The sequence below is a fragment of the Mycobacterium sp. 48b genome (genome assembly GCF_048282725.1).
In the GTDB taxonomy this organism is placed as follows: domain Bacteria; phylum Actinomycetota; class Actinomycetes; order Mycobacteriales; family Mycobacteriaceae; genus Mycobacterium.
The window spans coordinates 5,423,584-5,439,681 of record NZ_JBLVUL010000001.1; the positions used below are offsets into that span (position 1 = coordinate 5,423,584).

Genomic DNA, 16,098 nt, shown 5'->3' on the forward strand with positions numbered 1-16,098 from the left:
CTCGACAGAAGGACGGCGGCATGACGAACGACCCGGAGTGGAAAGAAACACTTGAGGATCTCGCCGACCGACGTGAACGTGCGTACGGCATGGGCGGACCCGAACGGTTGGCCAAGCACCACGGCAAGGGCAAGCTCGATGCCCGCGCCCGGATCGCACGCCTACTGGATCCCGACACCTTCCAGGAATTCGGCACTCTGGTCGGCGGTGACATCGCCTCCGACGGGCTCGTCGCGGGTTCGGGCCGCATCGACGGGACGCCGGTGATGGTGGGCGCCGAGGATTTCACCACCCTGGCCGGCAGCATCGGCCCGGGCGGCAACGCCAAACGGTACCGGCTCGCCGAGCTGGCGCTGCGCAACAAGATTCCGCTCGTGATGCTGTTGGAGGGCGCGGGCTTTCGCCCGAGCGGGGAACACTATGGGCGGACGCCGACGGATCTGATCGCGCAGGCGAAGTGCTCCGGAAAGGTGCCGACGGTATCGGCGATACTCGGGCCGTCGGCCGGCCACGGCGCCCTGGTGGCCCCGGTGTGCGACTTCACGATCATGAGCCGCCAGGGCGCCATCTTCACCGCGGGGCCGCCCGTGGTGAAAGAGTCGACCGGCGAGGACATTTCGAAGGAAGACCTCGGCGGTCCCGGCGTGGCCCTACCGAGCGGGGTGATTCACAACTACGCCGAGGACGACGAAACGGTCATCGACGACATCCGGCGCTACCTTTCCTACTTCCCGTCGAGCGCATGGTCCTATCCCCCGACCCGACTTGCCGATGACACGGCAGAGCCGAGGCTCACCCCCGAGATCCTCGACATCGTGTCCCGCGACAACCGTCAGATCTATGACATGCGGGCAGTCCTCGACGAGATCTTCGACCGCCCCGACTGGTTCGAGGTGCAGCCCAAGTTCGGCCGCGCGATCATCTGCGCGCTGGCTCACCTGGGCGGCTATCCGGTTGCCGTGGTGGCCAATCAGCCACAGGTGCTCGCCGGTTCGATCGACGCCGACGCTGCCGACAAGGCCGCACATTTCATCACCGTGGCCGACTCGTTCCATCTGCCGATCGTGTTTCTCGCCGACAATCCGGGAATGCTGCCGGGCAGCCATTCCGAACGCACCGGTGTACTGCGCAGCGGGGCGCGGATGTTCGCCGCTCAGACCGCCGCGACGACACTCAAGCTGCATGTGACGCTGCGCAAGGCCTTCGGGTTCGGCTCGATGGTGATGTCGCTGCTCGGTTTCGACGATCAGGTGGCGACGTTCGCCTACCCCGGAGCGACGATGGGCGCGATGGGTGCGGCGGCGCTCAGCGCCGCCACCCACGCCGGCGAGGACTACACCGAGGTGCTCAAGCGGATGGAGCTGGAGGCGTCCTTCCGGTCTGCCGGTCACCTCGGCTTCGATGAACTCATCTCCCCCGAGGAGACCCGCAACGCGCTGCTGGTCACCCTGCAGCACGGCATCTTCAGCCGTCAGGCGGTCGCCGAGCCGGTGTCCCGCACCCTGATCATGCCGTAACCCCAGCACCGCGAGCGTGCGTGTCTGCTGGTCGACACGCCGCATATCGCCGACAGTTTGCGCACGCTCGCGCCGTCTCGACCGTGCGACGACCCTGCGTTGCTACTTTCCGCTTCCCGGGGACGTCTGGGTGGCCCGGTATTCGGTGACGATCGGCTCGAGCTCGTCGGGGGTGGCCCCGTGCATGATCAGCGCATCGGCGCCGTACTCGAACTCCTTGCGGATGCGGTCGACGCACTGACGTGCCGATCCGGTGGCCGACGGTTCCAGCCATTCGTCGGGGATCAGCGTCGCGATGTGCTCGATCTGCTCGGCGCTGGCCTTGTGATCGATGCCGCCCGGAATCGAGGTGACGACAGAGTCCTCGCGGAAGCGTTGCAAGACAGCCGGATCCCAGTTGTTGGTGCTCACCAGCAGATCGCCGTAGCCCTGCAGGTAGGTGGCGAGCCGGGCCACGGTCTTCTTCAGGCGCAGTTCCTCGGGCAGGTGGTCGCCCACGGTGGCGAAGCACGACCAAACGCGCACGCTCGCCGGATCCCGGCCGGCCTGCTCGGCGGCTTCCTTGACCGTTTTCACCGCACGCTGCAGTGTCTCCGGGGTGAAGTAGGTGTGCAGGATGACGTCATCGAACTCTCGGCCGCCCAGGGCCAGCGTCTGCGGCCCGAAAGCCACGATCGCCAGGCGGATGTCCTCGTTGAAGTCGGGGTCGAGGAACAGCACCTGGTACTTGCCGATCGGACCGTCGTGGTTGAAGACCACTTCGCCGTGCCACAGCCTGCGCATGACCTGTGCGAAGTCCTCCATCTGCGCGGTGGTCACCGCAGGCACCCCGAAGGCGTTGTACATGGCAGCAACGCCACGGCCGATGCCGAGGGTGAACCGGCCCCGTGACAGCCGGTGCATCGTGGTGGCCCACGATCCGGTGATCAGCGGATGGCGGGTGTTGTGATTGGTTGCCGCCGTGGCGATCTGCATACGGTCTGTCACTGCGCAGGCAGCCCCGACGAGCGACGACGCTTCCTTGACATTCCACCGCTCGGAGATGAACGCGGTGCCGAAGCCGAGTTCCTCACCGCGGCGCGCCTCGTCCATCAGCGTGGCCGGGCCTTCACCGCCCGCGCCGGCCAGCAGGTAGTAGCCGAGTTCGTCCAGAACCGGTTCTGACATTCGAAACCCCTTTGTTCACAATCTCTTAAGTCGTCGCACCACGGTGTTGAACGGCAACAACGTAGCAAGGCCGGTGCGTAGCGACGGGCCCATCGGGCCGAAGTTCACCACGACCAGGTGTCGCACACCGTGGTCCCGCCACATCGCCGCCTGGTCCAGCACATCGGCCGGAGTGCCGTTCAAGATCATGTTCTCGACCACCTCGCGCGGAACCTGCGCCGCCTTTTCGGTGATCGTCGCCTCGTCCATGGTGAACGCCACATGGTCCTGCATCCCTGCGTACCCTGCGCCCATCGGATGCTCGGCGCCGTGATGGCCATAGAACTCTGCCGGCGCGTTGAGGGACCAGGCCCGCACCGACATCGAGTCGAGCGCCTCGTCGACGGCAGTGCGGCTCGACGCTGTGATGACCGGGATCCAGACCGCCGGCGTGATGGACATCGGGTCCCGGCCCGCGTCCGAGGCTGCCGAGCGGACGATCTCCAGCCGCGCGGCGTAATCCTCGGGCCGGTGCGCGAACCCCGGGAACCAGGCATCGCCGTAACGACCGGTGGCGCGCAGCATGCGCGGCCCATGCGCGGCGATCCAGATCTCGGGCCATCGTCCACGGTAGGGCGGGAGGTCGAAGATCGCGTCACGTAGCGGGAAGTACGGCGAATCACGGCTCACCAACTGACCTTTGGAGTCCCATAGCGCGCGGATGGTGGCCAGGGCCTCTTCGAACCGCGCCACCGGCCTGCTCCAGTCGACGCCGTACGGTTCGTTGCCGACGCGTTCGCCGGGTCCGATGCCGAGAATGGCACGCCCCTTGGTCAGCAGGTTGAGGGTGGCCGCGGCCTGAGCGGTGACAGCCGGGTGACGCTTGCCGGTATCGGTGACACCGATACCGAGTCGCACATTGCTGAACCGGCGGCGCGCAGCGAGGCTGCCGAGCAGGGTCCACGCCTCCATCGCCGCATCGGGTGACTGCAGCAGCCTGGAGGCCACCGTGTACTTCTTGTCCCACAACGGCTTCGGTGTCTGGCCGTTGATGTGGTCAGGCACCCAGTAGGAATCAACCCGGTTCGCGACTGCAGCGAGGTAGTTCGCACGGGTGAACGCGTCGGCCGTCGGCCGCGCCGCCATCACCGGGTCCATCAACCCGACCCGGAACCGTCTCACGCCCAGACACCCTGCTTGTAGCCACAATTCCATACTTCGACGATGCGGCCGTCGACCACCCGGAAGATCTCCATGCTGCTGACCGTCATGGCATTACCGTCGGGGAATGTCATCGGGGACTCGTACACGATCGCGACATGCTCGCCGTCGTCGCCGGCGACGACCAGGTTCAGGTCGAACCGGATCGTCTCGAACATCGCCCAGTGGTCGATCACCCGGTTGACCGCCTCCTCGTGCGTGAGCACCTTCGCCTCGCCCACATCGTGGCGCGTGACGGTGTCGCCCAACAGTTCATCGGCGAGGGCGAAGTCCTTCTCGTTCCAGACCACCCAGTTGTACTGCTCCACCACTTCACGCGCAGTCCTCACGAGAATTCCTCCAGGGCGTCGATGTCCTCGATGGCCGCGACAGCCCGGTCGATGAGCGTGAGACACAGTTGCCGGGACCGCTCGGGCGCGACGTCCCAGGTGAGCAGGGCGACCACCGGCATGTAGAGCAGCAGCGCAGTCGCGAAACGGTAGTGCCGCCAGGCCTCCTCGAAGAACGAGTACCCGTCGACCTGGCTGACGTATTCGTGCAGCAGGTCCGCGTCGTGGCCGCGGCGCACCTCGGTGGGCAGACCCTGGCTGACCAGGTACGCGATATCGGCGGCACCAGCGCCGCGGACCGTGAGCTGAAAGTCCACCACTTTGAGCGCGTTGTCGTGGAAGAACATGTTGTCGGCTCGAATATCTCCGTGCAACAACATGTTCCGTTCCGATAGCGCGGAAAGCGCGGTGGGTGCGAGATCGGCGAACCGCTCCGCGAACGCGGCGACCGCCGGCGGCACCGGCTGGCGCGTGTGGTCCAGGTAGAGCTGCCAACCAGGAGCGAAGGCCGGCAGGAACAGGTCCCGGGTCAACGTGCTGTCGATACTCGGGAACTCCTGCAGTACAGCGTCATCGATGCCTGTCGACCAGGTGTGCAGGCCGGCCAGCTGTTCGATACAGAGCTGGGCCCGCGGTAACGACAGCCCGGCCAGGTGGTCGGCGTTCTCCCAGTCCCGCAGATCTTCGAGCACCAGCACGAAGTCGGGTCCTGACATCCGCGCGACGTAGCAGTGCGGAGTTGCGATGGGCGCACCCGGCGCGACGCGCCGGTAGAAGAACAGTTCGCGCTGGTAGCCGCCGAGCATCTCCATCCCGCCCCGCGCCAGCGAGTCAGCGGGCAGTTTGACGATCAAAGTCTCTGGAACATCGCCAGATCCGTTCAGATGAATCCGATACAACGCGGCGGAGAAACCCGTGTCCAGCGCGATCCGCTCGGCCCGCACCGCCGTCACCTGAACACCCAGTGCCTGCGTCAACCAGGGCGGGGTGACCTCGTCGATACCCCGGGGCACCGGTTCGGAAACAGGCACTGCAACTGACGTCATCGTCGACCTCCGCACAGAAATTTGACGCAGAACAACTAAGTTAGTTGTCGGCCGTCTAATATTCAAGGGTGCCTTCCCCAGCCCAGGGCCTCACCCAGCCGGAGCGCGTCGAGCAGTCCTCGCGCCGGCTGCTGCAGGCTGCCGCTGAGTTGATCGTCGAAAAGGGCTGGGAAGCAACGACTGCTGCTGAGATCGGCCGGCGGGCCGGGTACAGCCGGGCCATGGTGCACGCCCGCTACGGCAGTAAGGACGCCATCCTCGATGCCTTTCAGGACGTGTATGTGGCGCGGCTGAACCCCGACCCCGAACCGGGCGCCACCGGCCTGCAGCAAGTACTGGCGCATTTCGACCGCGTTCAGGAGATTTACACCGAGGATGCCGCGGTGACCAGAGCCATGTTCGTATCGGCATTCGAGGCGGTGAAGACCACCTCGCCGCTGCGCGACGGTGTGCGCAACCAGTTGGCCGGAGCAGCCGTCAAGATCGAAGCCGGGCTACGCGCCGGAATCGCCGACGGTTCACTGCGTCCCGACATCGATGTCGACATGGCGCTGCGGGACATCACCGGATCCATCTTCGGTATCGCGTTCCAATGGGTGGTCCTACCCGAAGACCACGACCTCGACCACGAGATCAACTGCGTGCGGGCCCGGATCACCTCAGGCTACGGTCGTTAGGAACCGCTCGGTGACATCCTGCACCGCGCCGGAGAACAGGTGCCCGACATGGCTGCCGTCGTGCCAGTGGAGTTCCCCGCCCCATTGCTCGTGCATCGCCAGGGCTGAACTTCGCATGGCCATCCGGTCGTGCCAGGCGCCCACTATCAGACGTCGCCCCGCCCGCGGCCGGGTGCGCAGCGGGTCGATCACCGAGGTCATCGCCGCCACCGTGGCTGACTGCAACTCTCGCGCCGACTGCTGTCCCGCTGATCCCCAACGTCCCATGTGCATCCCGATCATCGTGTTGAGGCCCAGGATTGGCGTATACAGCGCCACCGCGTCGACCCGAGCCTCGAGATGCGACACCAGGGCCGCCACCGCGCTGCCCAGCGACAGACCGGCTACCGCGATCGACGACGCCTGTGGTTCCAGCCAACCGATCAGCGCGCGCACCTCCGACACGGTCCGCATCGTGCCGGCGACATTGGCCAGCGGATCGCGGGCGGGATACACCGGCCATGACCGCCGCCGCGGCCCGTGCCCAGGCTGCACGGGCAGGGCGACGTTGAATCCCAGTTCGCGCAGGCGTCGAACCCGGGCGACCAGTAGATCCATCGGATCGCCTTGACCGGCTCCGTGCACCCAGATCAGCCACGGCCGCGCATCGTCTCCGCAGCGATACAGCCGCACCCTCGCCGTGGCGATGCCACCGTGGCCGTCGGCCAGCACCGAGGTCGGCAGCACAGGCTCGTGATCGAAGACCAGCTCCTCGAAGGTCAGGGCGCCGAACCTGCGGGGCCGGATGTGTTTGACCTGCAGCGCTTCTGGCTGCGTGTGCGCCGCGTCGATATCGAGTAGGCCCAGTTCGTCGGCTGCCCACTGGTATTCACCCAACGGTCGCGGCAGCTGTGGCGGTGGGCCGGTCAGCGTCATACCGGTTACCACGAGCTCGTCGAGGGCGACCTCGCCGAGCTGACGCAGACCCGTGACCGACAACGGATTCCATTGGCCGGCCAAGGCGCCCACCGAGCGCGGCACCACGCCACCGAGCTCCCACGCGATGCGGGTTGCCCTAGCCAATGGTGAATCCCGTGTAACCGTCAGCGGCGATCTCGTCACAGCGGCGACGGTACTCGGGGATGCCCGCGGTGTATCCGAGGTACATCCGCCTCTTGCCAGGAACGTTGCCGCCGTTGTACCAGGAGTTACAGCTCGGGTGCACCAGGACGGTGGGAGCCACCAGCGCCGTGGTGTGTTCCACCCAATCGGCCTGCGCCTGCGGCGTCGCCTCGATACTCCGATGGCCGCCTGCGCTCAGGTAACCGATGCAGTCCGCGATCCACTCCACGTGTTGTTCCAGAGCGGCCACGAAATTCGTCGCTGCCGAAGGACTTCCGGGCCCTTGGATGGTGAACAGGTTCGGGAACCCGGCCACGGCCAGACCCAGATAGGACAGAGCACCCTCCTTGGACCAGTACTCCCCCAGTACCAGTCCGTCCCGCCCGCGTACGTCGATCCGGCTCAACGCGCCGGTCATGGCGTCGAACCCGGTGGCGTACACGATCACGTCAAGGTCGAAATCGCCTTGCTCGGTGGAAATCCCGGCCGTCGTCACCTCCCGGATGCCACCTTTGCGCAGGTCGACCAGCGTGACGTTGTCCCGGTTGTAGGTCTCGTAGTAGCCCTGGTCGATGATCGGCCGCTTGCAGGCGAACGGATGACTGGGTGTCAATGAGGCCGCTGTCTGCGGATCGGTGACGATGCGGGCCACGGCTTGGCCGTACAGCTCGGTGGCCATTCGATTGGCGTCGATGTCGAAGAAAACGTCACCCCAGTTCAGTGCGCCCATGATGCCGTGTTCCTCTACCGCACGCCGTTTCTCTTCCGGCGAAGCCGATTTCACCGGCGGACGGACCAGCATCTCGAGGAGCACCGAGAACGCACTGAGCCGGGCTGCCCCGACCGGATGTTCGCGCTGCGCGGCGCGGATGGCCGGGTAGTCAGCCTTGAGCGCGTCGAGTTCCCCCGGCTCGAAGGACCGAACCTGCCACGGAAGGGTGAACGCCGGGGACCGCTGGAACACCGTGAGGTGGTCACACTGCCCGGCCACCACCGGGATCAGCTGAACACCCGTGGAGCCGGTGCCGATCACCCCGACCCGCTTACCGGTGAGGTCGACGCCCTCGCGCGGCCAGCGGCTGGTGAACAGCGACGTGCCCGCAAACCGGCTCATCCCGGGGATGTCGGGTTCCAATGGCACCGAAAGTATTCCGGTGGCCGCGACCACGAACGGCGTGCGCAGTGTCTGCCCGTCTGCGGTGGTGACCGCCCACCGCGCGGCGCCCTCGTCGAAGGCCATCGCCACGACCTCGGTATCGAATGCGATGTCGCGCCGCAGCTCGAGTCGGTCGGCGACAAAGTTCAGATATGCCTCGATCTCGGGCTGGGCCGGCATGGTCTCGGTCCAGACCCACTCCTGCTGGATCTCGTCGCTGAAGCTGTAGGAGTATTCGATGCTCTCGATGTCACAGCGCGCACCCGGATACCGGTTGACCAGCCAGGTGCCGCCGACGTCACCGGCCTGCTCCAGCACCCGTACCCGCAGGCCCTGCTCCCGGAGCAGGTGCAGTGCGTACAAGCCGGAGAATCCGGCGCCGACGACGATCACATCGAAATCGGCGGTGCTCACAGGTCGATGACCTTCTCGTTCCGGCTCTTGCGGTCGACGTAGAACTGTGCAGCCCGGCCGATCGATTCGGCGGTAGGAGCGGGTTTCCAGCCCAGATCGCGGGTGGCCTTGCCATGGTCGGCCGGCGAGGTCAGCCACATCAGCCGCGCCGCCGTGAGATTCATCGGAAAGTCGGTGCCGAACAGCCGGTTCGACATGCCCAGCACCCATCCGACGGCATACAGCGGGGCCATCGGAATTCCGAATTTGGGCGGTCGGGCGCCCACTGCCTCCGCAGCCGTGGTGAACATCTCCCGCTGAGACATGTAGCGCTCGGACACGATGTAACGTTCGCCGATCCGGCCATGCTCGGCAGCCCGGATGAGCGCATCGGCTGCATCGTCGATCCCGACCACCTCGGAACCGACACCCCGTACGTAGACGGGCAATCTGCCGAACGCCGCCATCGCGACGAGCGCACCCTGTTTCGGCTGCCAGTCGGGCGGGCCGTACGGGTTGGACACGCACATCGCCACGGCGGGCAGCCCGCGTTCTCTGGCGTAGGTCAGCACAAGACCCTCTGCCTGGCGCCGCGATTCGATGTAGGGTCCGCCTTTGCCGGCCCAGTTGAACGGAGTGTCCTCATCGACGGTTGCGCCGTCGTCACCGACTGCGATCGTTCCGATGGTGCTGAGGAAGACGAAGCGCTGAAGATCGGCATCCACTGCGACGTCGAGGACGTTGCGCAGGCCCTCGACGTTGGTGGAGAACAGTGGCGTCGGGTCGGCCAGGTGGGCGCGGGTGTCGACGACGCAGTAGAACACCACGTCCCGGTCGGCCATCGCCGCCGCCACCGCGTCGGTATCGAAGATGTCCCCGAAACAGCGCTCAACGTCGAGGCCGTCGATGCCCTTGGTCGAACTACTGCGACGCAGCAGCACCCGCACGTCGTCGCCGCGCTCGACGAGTTGGCGGGTGACACAGGCACCCACATTTCCACTTGCGCCCATGACCAGTACTTTTCGGCGGCGATCCATCGTTGCTCCATCCCGTCAGACGATCACCGATGGATGCTACGGTAATGCTTACAGTATCGGACCGAAATGGGGAGATCCATGAAGTACACCCTGGAGTACCCCAGCGAGCTGCCCGCCGCGCCTGACGACTTCCTGCAAGCCGAGGCCATCCGCGCGGTTGCCACTCACGCTGAAGCCGCCGGGTTCTCGGCGATCGCGTTGAGTGAGCATCCGGCCCCGTCGGTCAAGTGGCGGAACAACGGAGGCCACAACACGTTGGACCCGATCGCCGCGCTGAGCTTCATGGCGGCAGCAACCTCGCACATCCGGTTGATGACCAACCTCTACGTGCTCCCGTTCCGCAGCCCCTACCTGTCCGCCAAGGCGCTGGGCAGCCTGGACCTGATCTCCGGCGGCCGGCTCATCGCCGGCGTCGGGGCGGGCTACCTGAGATCCGAGTTCTCGGCAGTAGGCGTGGACATCGACCGACGTGCCGGGCTGCTCGACGAGTCGCTCACCGCACTTCGTTCCATCTGGATGGAACCCGAAACACCGGTTGTCGGAGAGGATTTCGGCGCGGTCGGCCCCGTCTGGTTGCAGCGCCCCGCACAGCGGCCCCACCCACCGATCTGGATCGGCGGGAACGGCGCCGCGGCGATCCGGCGGGTCGTCGACCATGGTGACGGATGGATGCCGATCATTGCCGCCACCGGCATGGCGTCGGCGATGCGTACCGCGGCCATCGAGAACGCCGACCAGTTCGGCAACGCTGTGCAGCGCCTGCACGCCCGTCTCGCCGATGCCGGCCGTGACCCGCGCTCCGTCGACATCCAGGTGGTCTGTCCACATACCGATCTCGACGACGGTGCCGAACTACGCCGCGCGCGTGAGGTACTCGCCGAACTCGCCGGCCACGGCGCCACCTGGGCGGTGGTGCACGCGGACGGCAGCAGCCCACAGGCCGCACTCGATTACATCAAGGCGTTCGGTGAGGCGATGATCGATTAACACGCCCTGCGGTGGGATTCCAGTGGGCGTGAGACATTCACGCGTCGAACGTCAGAATCGCCGGGCCCATGCTGCGGAACGGTTCGAAGCGATCGAGGATCCGATATCCGCAGAGCCTCCATAATCCCCGTCCCGCAGGCAGAGACATCGTGTTCACCGACCGCACCCCCCTCACTTCGGCGGACAGATCGTTGGCCTGCTCCGCCGACAGGCTGAACGGCATGGGCGGCACCCGATAGCGAGCCGACAGTTTCAACCCTCGCAGGCTCTGCCGGCTGTACCGGTGGGGAACCGAATCGAAGATCATCTGGGCACCGGGAAATCGCTGGGCACAGTCTGCGATCAGGCCCAACGCCTCAGCGGGCGGCAGGTACATCAACAATCCCTCGGCTGTGATCAGCACCGGGCCATCGTCGACACTGTCCATCCAGTTTCGGTCGAGTGCCGACGCGGCCAGGTTGACCAGGCGAGAGTCACCGGGCAGCAATTTCTCGCGTAGCGCCATCACCGGTTCCAGATCAATCGAGTACCAACGCGCATCCTTGAATTGCCCGTCGGCCGTCAGCCGCCAGAAGCTGGTTTGGAAGCCTTCAGCGAGGGCAACCACCGAGCCGTTCGGATGTTTCTGGAGAAACTGGCGTGTGTACCGGTCGAACGACAACGCTCGAAGCACGTGGAATTGCTTCGGCGCGCCGAAGACGCCGTAGTCGAAGGCGATCGAGTCGTAGATGTGCTCTGCCCATGGGTCTTTGATCAGGCCCCGTGGACGCCGGGACTCCAGCGCACGACTGCGCAGCGTCCATAGCGCCGTGGTCGAGACGCCTTCCAGTGAACTGCCGTCCATTCTTGTCATGGTCATCGTCAAACCCGCTTGGGGATGCCGGTCGCCCTGGAGAAGATGGCATCGGCCATGGGTGAGGGCAGGATGCGGGTGTAGGCATGGGCGCGCGATCCCTTGCCGACGAGATACCTTGCGCGAGGATGTTTGTCGGTCAATGCACGTTCGATCGCCACCGTGATCTCCTCGGGAGAAGAGATCACGCCGTCCATCAGGTCGATCGCCTTGTGCATCCCCTCGAAGTGTTTGGCATATAGCTCCCTATGCGCAGGGCTCACCTTGGCGATGTTTTCTTCGTGTTGTTCGTGCGAACCCTTGCTCATATCGGTGTCGATCTGCCCCGGCTCGATCAAACTGACCCTGATTCCCCAGGGGCGCAGTTCATTCCGCAACGAGTCACCGATGGCTTCGAGCGCGAACTTTGAGGCTCCGTAGGCACCCAGCGACGGAGTGGCGACCCGCCCGCTGGTCGAGGAGATGAACACGATGCGTCCGCGTGCGCGGCGGATCATCGGGAGCACCGCTTGGGCCACTCCCACCGACCCGACGACGTTGACGTCCAACTGCCAGCGCAGGTCATCGAGGGTCAATGTCTCGATCGGCCCTCCGACCGCGACGCCGGCGTTGCTCACCAGCGCATCGAGACGTTCCGGCAGCTGCGACGACAGCTCAGCCAGGTGCTCGTCGTTGGTGACATCGACGATAACCGGTGTGATGTTGGGATTTTCGGCCATCCGTCGGGCATCCGCATCATTGCGAACACCGGCATAAACGCGCCAGCCCGACGCCGCAAGTTTCACCGCGGCGACACGGCCAAGGCCGCGGCCCGCGCCGGTCACCAGCACCGTGGGATTGCCCTGCACGGCGGTCGAACGATTACGTGGCATGCCGACAATCGTGACCTATCCATTAACACCATGTCAATGGTAATGTCCTGCGGCATGGCCGAAGGTGCACGTGCTCCCTCTCAGCGATGGCTGGATCTGGCAGAGCAGCAACGTATTTCAGTAGCCCGAGCTGCGGTGGATCTTGTGGCCGAGGGCAGCATCCCGCTCAAGGTGGGCGATCTGGCCGACCGTGCGGGCATCACCCGCCCGACGTTCTACAAGTACTTCCCCACCCTGGGGGCCGCCGTCCTGCACACCGCCCGGACCCTCATCGCCGAACTCGAGGTCTACGTGGAACCTCGGTTGCCGAAGAAGGCCAATGCGCGCGAACTGTTGCTGGCGCGGTTCGACCTCAGCTTCGAATACGCCCGGGCACACCCTGAGATGACCCGTTTCTTCAGCTACTACGACTTTTCCTTCCGGGAGCAGGGACTCTCCGGCGAGGAGGACGCCGAGCGGGCCACCATCTCCCACGTGGCCGGTGACCCGTTCTTCGAGTTGTTCAAGGCCGGACAACAGGACGGGTCCATCGACCCCACCCTCCCTCCCGATGTCACCTACCTGGCCCTCGTGACCTCGATGACCGGTACCGGCCAACGCCTCCTCATCGAGAACACCTGGACCACCGGCTCAGACCGGCGCGCCAAAGGTGTCCACGATTCACTGATCGCAATGTGGCGAGATGCACTGACCCCAAGGGAAGCCCGATGACAGAAGAAACACCCCAGCCTCATTTCCCGGAGCTCGGCTTCTATGCGCTGGGCGGGCAACCCAGCACTGCCCGCACCGGCTTGACCGAGGTCCGCGAGGCCGAGGAGATGGGCCTGGGCACCGCCTTCATCTCGGAACGCTTCAACCTCAAGGAGATCGGCGCGCTGTGCGGGGCCACTGGCGCCGTGACCGACAAGATCCTCATTCACTGTGCCGCCACCAACCACAACACCCGTCACCCGATGATCACCGCGGGCATGGCACGCACCATCCAGAGCATCACCGACGGCCGCTTCGTGCTCGGGTTGGCCCGCGGCGTGAAGCTCATGCAGGACGTCTTCGGCATCGGCCACATCACCACTGCGCAAATGGAGGATTTCGTCGGGATCATGCGCCGACTCTTCCGCGGCGAAACGATTCTCGGCCACGACGGACCGTGCGGGTCGTTCCCCGTACTGCAACTCGACACCTCGCTGGACGGCTATCTGCCGATGAGCCTGGTCGCCCTGGGCCCCAACTCACAGAAATTGGGTGGTCGCTGTTTCGACGAGGTCATCCTGCACACCTACTTCACCGACGAAGCGACCCGGCGCTGCGTACAGACCGTCAAGCGAGCAGCCGATCGCGCCGGACGCGATCCCGACCAGGTGAAGGTGTGGTCCTGCTTTGCCACCATCGGCGACCACATCCCAGAACCTCTGCGGCTCAAGAAGTCCGTCGGCCGGCTCGCGACATATCTTCAGGGTTACGGCGATCTCATGATCAGTATCAACGACTGGGATCCAGTTGTACTGCAGCGGTTCCGCGACGACCCCGTGGTGCAAAGCATCCCGGGCTCGATCGATGGTCTGGCCACCACCGAACAGCTCGAGCACATCGCCACACTGTTCCCCGACGACTGGCTCGCGCCCTCGGCCTCCGGGACTCCCGAGCAGTGCGCCGAAGCCATCCGCAATCAACTCGACCTCGGCTGCGACGGAGTCATCATGCACGGCGCGACACCTCAGGAACTCTCCCCCATCGTGAAGGCGTACCAACAATGACCGCCGCCACCGACGAACCGGTCGGAGTCGACACCGAACGACTTTCACGCTGGTTGCGATCGACCATCGAACCAGAACTCACATCCGTCGCAGCCGAGCGCATCGGTGGCGGAAACTCCAGCGGCGCTTGGCGGCTCGACGTTACTACCACTGCGGGTACACGTGCGCTGGTACTGAAGGCCCCCAACGACGGCGGGCTGGTCCACGCATGCGACGCCGCTCGAGAGGGAAGGATTCTGGCCGCCGCGCGGCAAGCCGGGGCCCCGGTACCCAAGGTGGTTGCCATCGAGGAGTCGGGCGACGTGCTCGGAGTGCCGTGTTTCGTCATGGAACTCGTCGACGGCCGGGGCGTACCCGAAGACACCCCGGCCAGCTTTCACGGAGACGGCTGGTTCCGTGATGCCGACACCGCCACCCAACGATCCACCTGGTTTTCCTTCCTCGACGCACTCGGCGAACTGCATGCCGTGGACGCCCATGCGGTACCAGCCTCATATGGCACTGACGGACCATCCGATTTCCTGGCCTACTGGCGACGATCACTGCTGGACGCCGCACCGGCTCACCTGGTACCGCGGCAACTGGCAGTCATCGACTGGCTCACCGACCACATACCTGCCGGGGCCGGCGATGGTTCAGCGCTGTGTATGGGAGACGCCCGTCTCGGCAATGCCCTGCTGAACGGCAACGACGTGCACACCCTTGTCGACTTCGAAGTGGCCTCATCGGAAACCCCGCCGCTGACATCGGCTACTGCATCATGCAAGAAGCCTTCATCCGCGCCCTCACTGACCGGCCGGCCACCGGCATACCGTCGCCCGACGAAACGTGGGAACACTGGCAGGCCAAAACCGGTCGCGCAGTGAGCAACCGTGATTATTGGACAGCGTTCGGCGCCACGGTCCTGTGCATCACAGCCACCCGCGCAATGCTCAAGTGGGGCATGCCCGTCGAGACCATCGATCGCGACAATCTCGTGGTCGACGAGTGGGAGCGGCTCGCCAAATCTGCCGCGCATATGGAGGAACGATGATCGATCGACGTCACCTGTCATTCGCGACCAAGACCACTGCCGACGCGACCTGGCCGGAATGGGTCCTTTCGGGCTGGCTGACGGTGCCCGACAACATCCGTCGCGACGAGCTGCACGTGTTGGTACACGGCGCTGGAGCGGATCACCGGTACTGGGACTGGCCGATGGAGCCGGACCGCTATTCGTATGTCACATGGGCCACCGCACGCGGCATCGCGACCCTCAACCTGGATCGCATCGGCTGTGGTCACAGCTCCCGGCCCCCGGGCGCAGAGGTTACCGTCAGCGCACAGGCTGACGGCATCGCCCAAGTCATCGATGCGATGCGAAACAACCAGATCGCCTCAGTTCCTGCGTTTTCCCGGATCGTGCTCGTCGGGCACTCGATCGGCTCGGTGATCTGCGGGACGAGCGTCGCCAGTCACGGCGGCCCGGATGCGCTGGTGCTCACCGGGTACCTCCCGGTGGACGGCACGGCCGAGATGGGCGACGAGCTGTTCGACTTCGCCTTCGTTCCCGCCGTCGAAGGCAAGCCGGAATTGGCCGGCCTCGTCGACGGCGACTATCTCGTTCCCCGCGAGGGCCTCGGCGTCGACGAACTCCGGTTCTGGGGTCCCGCCACGAATCCGGCGGTCATGGCCTTTGACGGGGCGATCAAGGGCGCGGCGACCAAAGCCGAACTGCGCGACGCCGCACTGGCCGGGCCGCACATCCGCACCGTCACCGCACCGACATTGGCGTTGGTCGGCGAACACGACGCGCTTCTCATCGACACGAACCTCGGTGAATCAACGACTTTCGACACCGTCGAACGAGTTCGCAAAACCGTGGCCAGCACCTTCGCGACTGAGGTGGTGCCCGGTGCCGGTCACATGCAGTGCTTGCAGCGCAACGCACACGACACCTATTCGGCGATGGAGCGCTGGTTGGACGCGACCTTGCCAAACCGAGTCGGATAAGTTAAAACATCAATGGT

Annotated in this window: 17 protein-coding genes; 8 read left to right on the plus strand and 9 right to left on the minus strand. The window is 65.3% G+C overall.

The genetic code is table 11. The features are described from left to right. The first annotated feature begins 20 nt into the window (after positions 1–20). On the plus strand, positions 21–1,517 hold the full coding sequence (locus tag ACNQR1_RS26490) for an acyl-CoA carboxylase subunit beta (RefSeq protein ID WP_418048595.1): 1,497 nt from the start codon (positions 21–23) through the stop codon (positions 1,515–1,517). 102 nt (positions 1,518–1,619) lie between these two features. Here ACNQR1_RS26490 and ACNQR1_RS26495 read toward each other — a convergent pair whose 3' ends face one another. From ACNQR1_RS26495 to ACNQR1_RS26510, 4 genes are read right to left on the minus strand one after another with little or no spacing between them, the layout of a single operon-like run. Further along, positions 1,620–2,684, minus strand: coding sequence for a TIGR03857 family LLM class F420-dependent oxidoreductase (locus ACNQR1_RS26495; RefSeq protein WP_418048596.1), 1,065 nt, complete (start codon positions 2,682–2,684; stop codon positions 1,620–1,622). Positions 2,685–2,699: 15 nt separating this feature from the next. After that, positions 2,700–3,845: an LLM class flavin-dependent oxidoreductase gene (locus tag ACNQR1_RS26500; RefSeq protein WP_418048597.1), complete on the minus strand. Its 1,146-nt coding sequence runs from the start codon at positions 3,843–3,845 to the stop codon at positions 2,700–2,702. Further along, positions 3,842–4,219 carry a nuclear transport factor 2 family protein gene (locus tag ACNQR1_RS26505; RefSeq protein ID WP_418050517.1) on the minus strand — a complete coding sequence of 126 codons (378 nt, stop codon included), beginning with the start codon at positions 4,217–4,219 and terminating at the stop codon, positions 3,842–3,844. Before ACNQR1_RS26505 ends, ACNQR1_RS26500 begins: the two co-directional genes overlap by 4 nt. Beyond that, positions 4,210–5,259 carry a phosphotransferase gene (locus ACNQR1_RS26510; RefSeq protein WP_418048598.1) on the minus strand — a complete coding sequence of 350 codons (1,050 nt, stop codon included), beginning with the start codon at positions 5,257–5,259 and terminating at the stop codon, positions 4,210–4,212. The genes ACNQR1_RS26505 and ACNQR1_RS26510 overlap by 10 nt, the downstream gene beginning before the upstream one ends. Before the next feature lie 68 nt (positions 5,260–5,327). On the opposite strand from ACNQR1_RS26510, the gene ACNQR1_RS26515 reads away from it, so the two are divergent. Then, complete coding sequence (locus tag ACNQR1_RS26515; RefSeq protein WP_418048599.1) at positions 5,328–5,936, plus strand: TetR/AcrR family transcriptional regulator; 609 nt, start codon at positions 5,328–5,330, stop codon at positions 5,934–5,936. Here the strand turns inward: ACNQR1_RS26515 and ACNQR1_RS26520 are convergent. From ACNQR1_RS26520 to ACNQR1_RS26530, 3 genes are read right to left on the minus strand one after another with little or no spacing between them, the layout of a single operon-like run. Beyond that, positions 5,919–6,998 carry an alpha/beta hydrolase gene (locus ACNQR1_RS26520; protein WP_418048600.1) on the minus strand — a complete coding sequence of 360 codons (1,080 nt, stop codon included), beginning with the start codon at positions 6,996–6,998 and terminating at the stop codon, positions 5,919–5,921. The two genes, ACNQR1_RS26515 and ACNQR1_RS26520, sit on opposite strands and share 18 nt — an antisense overlap. Continuing rightward, complete coding sequence (locus tag ACNQR1_RS26525) at positions 6,991–8,607, minus strand: flavin-containing monooxygenase (protein ID WP_418048601.1); 1,617 nt, start codon at positions 8,605–8,607, stop codon at positions 6,991–6,993. Before ACNQR1_RS26525 ends, ACNQR1_RS26520 begins: the two co-directional genes overlap by 8 nt. Beyond that, on the minus strand, positions 8,604–9,623 hold the full coding sequence (locus ACNQR1_RS26530; protein ID WP_418048602.1) for an NAD-dependent epimerase/dehydratase family protein: 1,020 nt from the start codon (positions 9,621–9,623) through the stop codon (positions 8,604–8,606). The genes ACNQR1_RS26525 and ACNQR1_RS26530 overlap by 4 nt, the downstream gene beginning before the upstream one ends. Before the next feature lie 78 nt (positions 9,624–9,701). Here ACNQR1_RS26530 and ACNQR1_RS26535 point away from each other — a divergent pair, with 78 nt between their 5' ends. Next, positions 9,702–10,610 carry a TIGR03619 family F420-dependent LLM class oxidoreductase gene (locus ACNQR1_RS26535; RefSeq protein ID WP_418048603.1) on the plus strand — a complete coding sequence of 303 codons (909 nt, stop codon included), beginning with the start codon at positions 9,702–9,704 and terminating at the stop codon, positions 10,608–10,610. 37 nt (positions 10,611–10,647) lie between these two features. Here ACNQR1_RS26535 and ACNQR1_RS26540 read toward each other — a convergent pair whose 3' ends face one another. Together ACNQR1_RS26540 and ACNQR1_RS26545 are read right to left on the minus strand one after the other, a co-directional pair. Next, complete coding sequence (locus tag ACNQR1_RS26540) at positions 10,648–11,463, minus strand: class I SAM-dependent methyltransferase (protein ID WP_418050518.1); 816 nt, start codon at positions 11,461–11,463, stop codon at positions 10,648–10,650. Positions 11,464–11,471: 8 nt separating this feature from the next. Beyond that, positions 11,472–12,335 (minus strand): SDR family oxidoreductase, encoded by an 864-nt coding sequence (locus ACNQR1_RS26545; protein WP_418048604.1) that lies wholly within the window; start codon positions 12,333–12,335, stop codon positions 11,472–11,474. A gap of 54 nt (positions 12,336–12,389) precedes the next feature. Here ACNQR1_RS26545 and ACNQR1_RS26550 point away from each other — a divergent pair, with 54 nt between their 5' ends. The 5 genes from ACNQR1_RS26550 to ACNQR1_RS26570 are packed head-to-tail and all read left to right on the plus strand — an operon-like array spanning position 12,390 to position 16,081. Further along, a complete protein-coding gene (locus tag ACNQR1_RS26550) occupies positions 12,390–13,046 on the plus strand; it encodes a TetR/AcrR family transcriptional regulator (RefSeq protein WP_418048605.1) in 657 nt (218 codons plus the stop codon). Next, positions 13,043–14,089 (plus strand): TIGR03857 family LLM class F420-dependent oxidoreductase, encoded by a 1,047-nt coding sequence (locus tag ACNQR1_RS26555; protein ID WP_418048606.1) that lies wholly within the window; start codon positions 13,043–13,045, stop codon positions 14,087–14,089. Before ACNQR1_RS26550 ends, ACNQR1_RS26555 begins: the two co-directional genes overlap by 4 nt. Then, positions 14,086–14,955: a phosphotransferase family protein gene (locus ACNQR1_RS26560; protein ID WP_418048607.1), complete on the plus strand. Its 870-nt coding sequence runs from the start codon at positions 14,086–14,088 to the stop codon at positions 14,953–14,955. Before ACNQR1_RS26555 ends, ACNQR1_RS26560 begins: the two co-directional genes overlap by 4 nt. After that, entirely contained in the window at positions 14,952–15,122 is a 171-nt protein-coding gene (locus ACNQR1_RS26565; RefSeq protein ID WP_418048608.1) for a hypothetical protein, read from the plus strand. Before ACNQR1_RS26560 ends, ACNQR1_RS26565 begins: the two co-directional genes overlap by 4 nt. Beyond that, positions 15,119–16,081, plus strand: coding sequence for an alpha/beta hydrolase (locus ACNQR1_RS26570; protein WP_418048609.1), 963 nt, complete (start codon positions 15,119–15,121; stop codon positions 16,079–16,081). Before ACNQR1_RS26565 ends, ACNQR1_RS26570 begins: the two co-directional genes overlap by 4 nt. Positions 16,082–16,098 lie beyond the last annotated feature (17 nt).

Bases quoted from the DNA above. Each gene is read 5' to 3' on its own strand.
- ACNQR1_RS26530 (WP_418048602.1), bottom strand. From the start codon at position 9,623: ATGGATCGCCGCCGAAAAGTACTGGTCATGGGCGCAAGTGGAAATGTG.
- ACNQR1_RS26490 (WP_418048595.1), top strand. From the start codon at position 21: ATGACGAACGACCCGGAGTGGAAAGAAACACTTGAGGATCTCGCCGAC.
- ACNQR1_RS26555 (WP_418048606.1), top strand. From the start codon at position 13,043: ATGACAGAAGAAACACCCCAGCCTCATTTCCCGGAGCTCGGCTTCTAT.
- ACNQR1_RS26510 (WP_418048598.1), bottom strand. From the start codon at position 5,259: ATGACGTCAGTTGCAGTGCCTGTTTCCGAACCGGTGCCCCGGGGTATC.
- ACNQR1_RS26550 (WP_418048605.1), top strand. From the start codon at position 12,390: ATGGCCGAAGGTGCACGTGCTCCCTCTCAGCGATGGCTGGATCTGGCA.
- ACNQR1_RS26570 (WP_418048609.1), top strand. From the start codon at position 15,119: ATGATCGATCGACGTCACCTGTCATTCGCGACCAAGACCACTGCCGAC.
- ACNQR1_RS26495 (WP_418048596.1), bottom strand. From the start codon at position 2,684: ATGTCAGAACCGGTTCTGGACGAACTCGGCTACTACCTGCTGGCCGGC.
- ACNQR1_RS26560 (WP_418048607.1), top strand. From the start codon at position 14,086: ATGACCGCCGCCACCGACGAACCGGTCGGAGTCGACACCGAACGACTT.
- ACNQR1_RS26540 (WP_418050518.1), bottom strand. From the start codon at position 11,463: ATGACAAGAATGGACGGCAGTTCACTGGAAGGCGTCTCGACCACGGCG.
- ACNQR1_RS26545 (WP_418048604.1), bottom strand. From the start codon at position 12,335: ATGCCACGTAATCGTTCGACCGCCGTGCAGGGCAATCCCACGGTGCTG.
- ACNQR1_RS26535 (WP_418048603.1), top strand. From the start codon at position 9,702: ATGAAGTACACCCTGGAGTACCCCAGCGAGCTGCCCGCCGCGCCTGAC.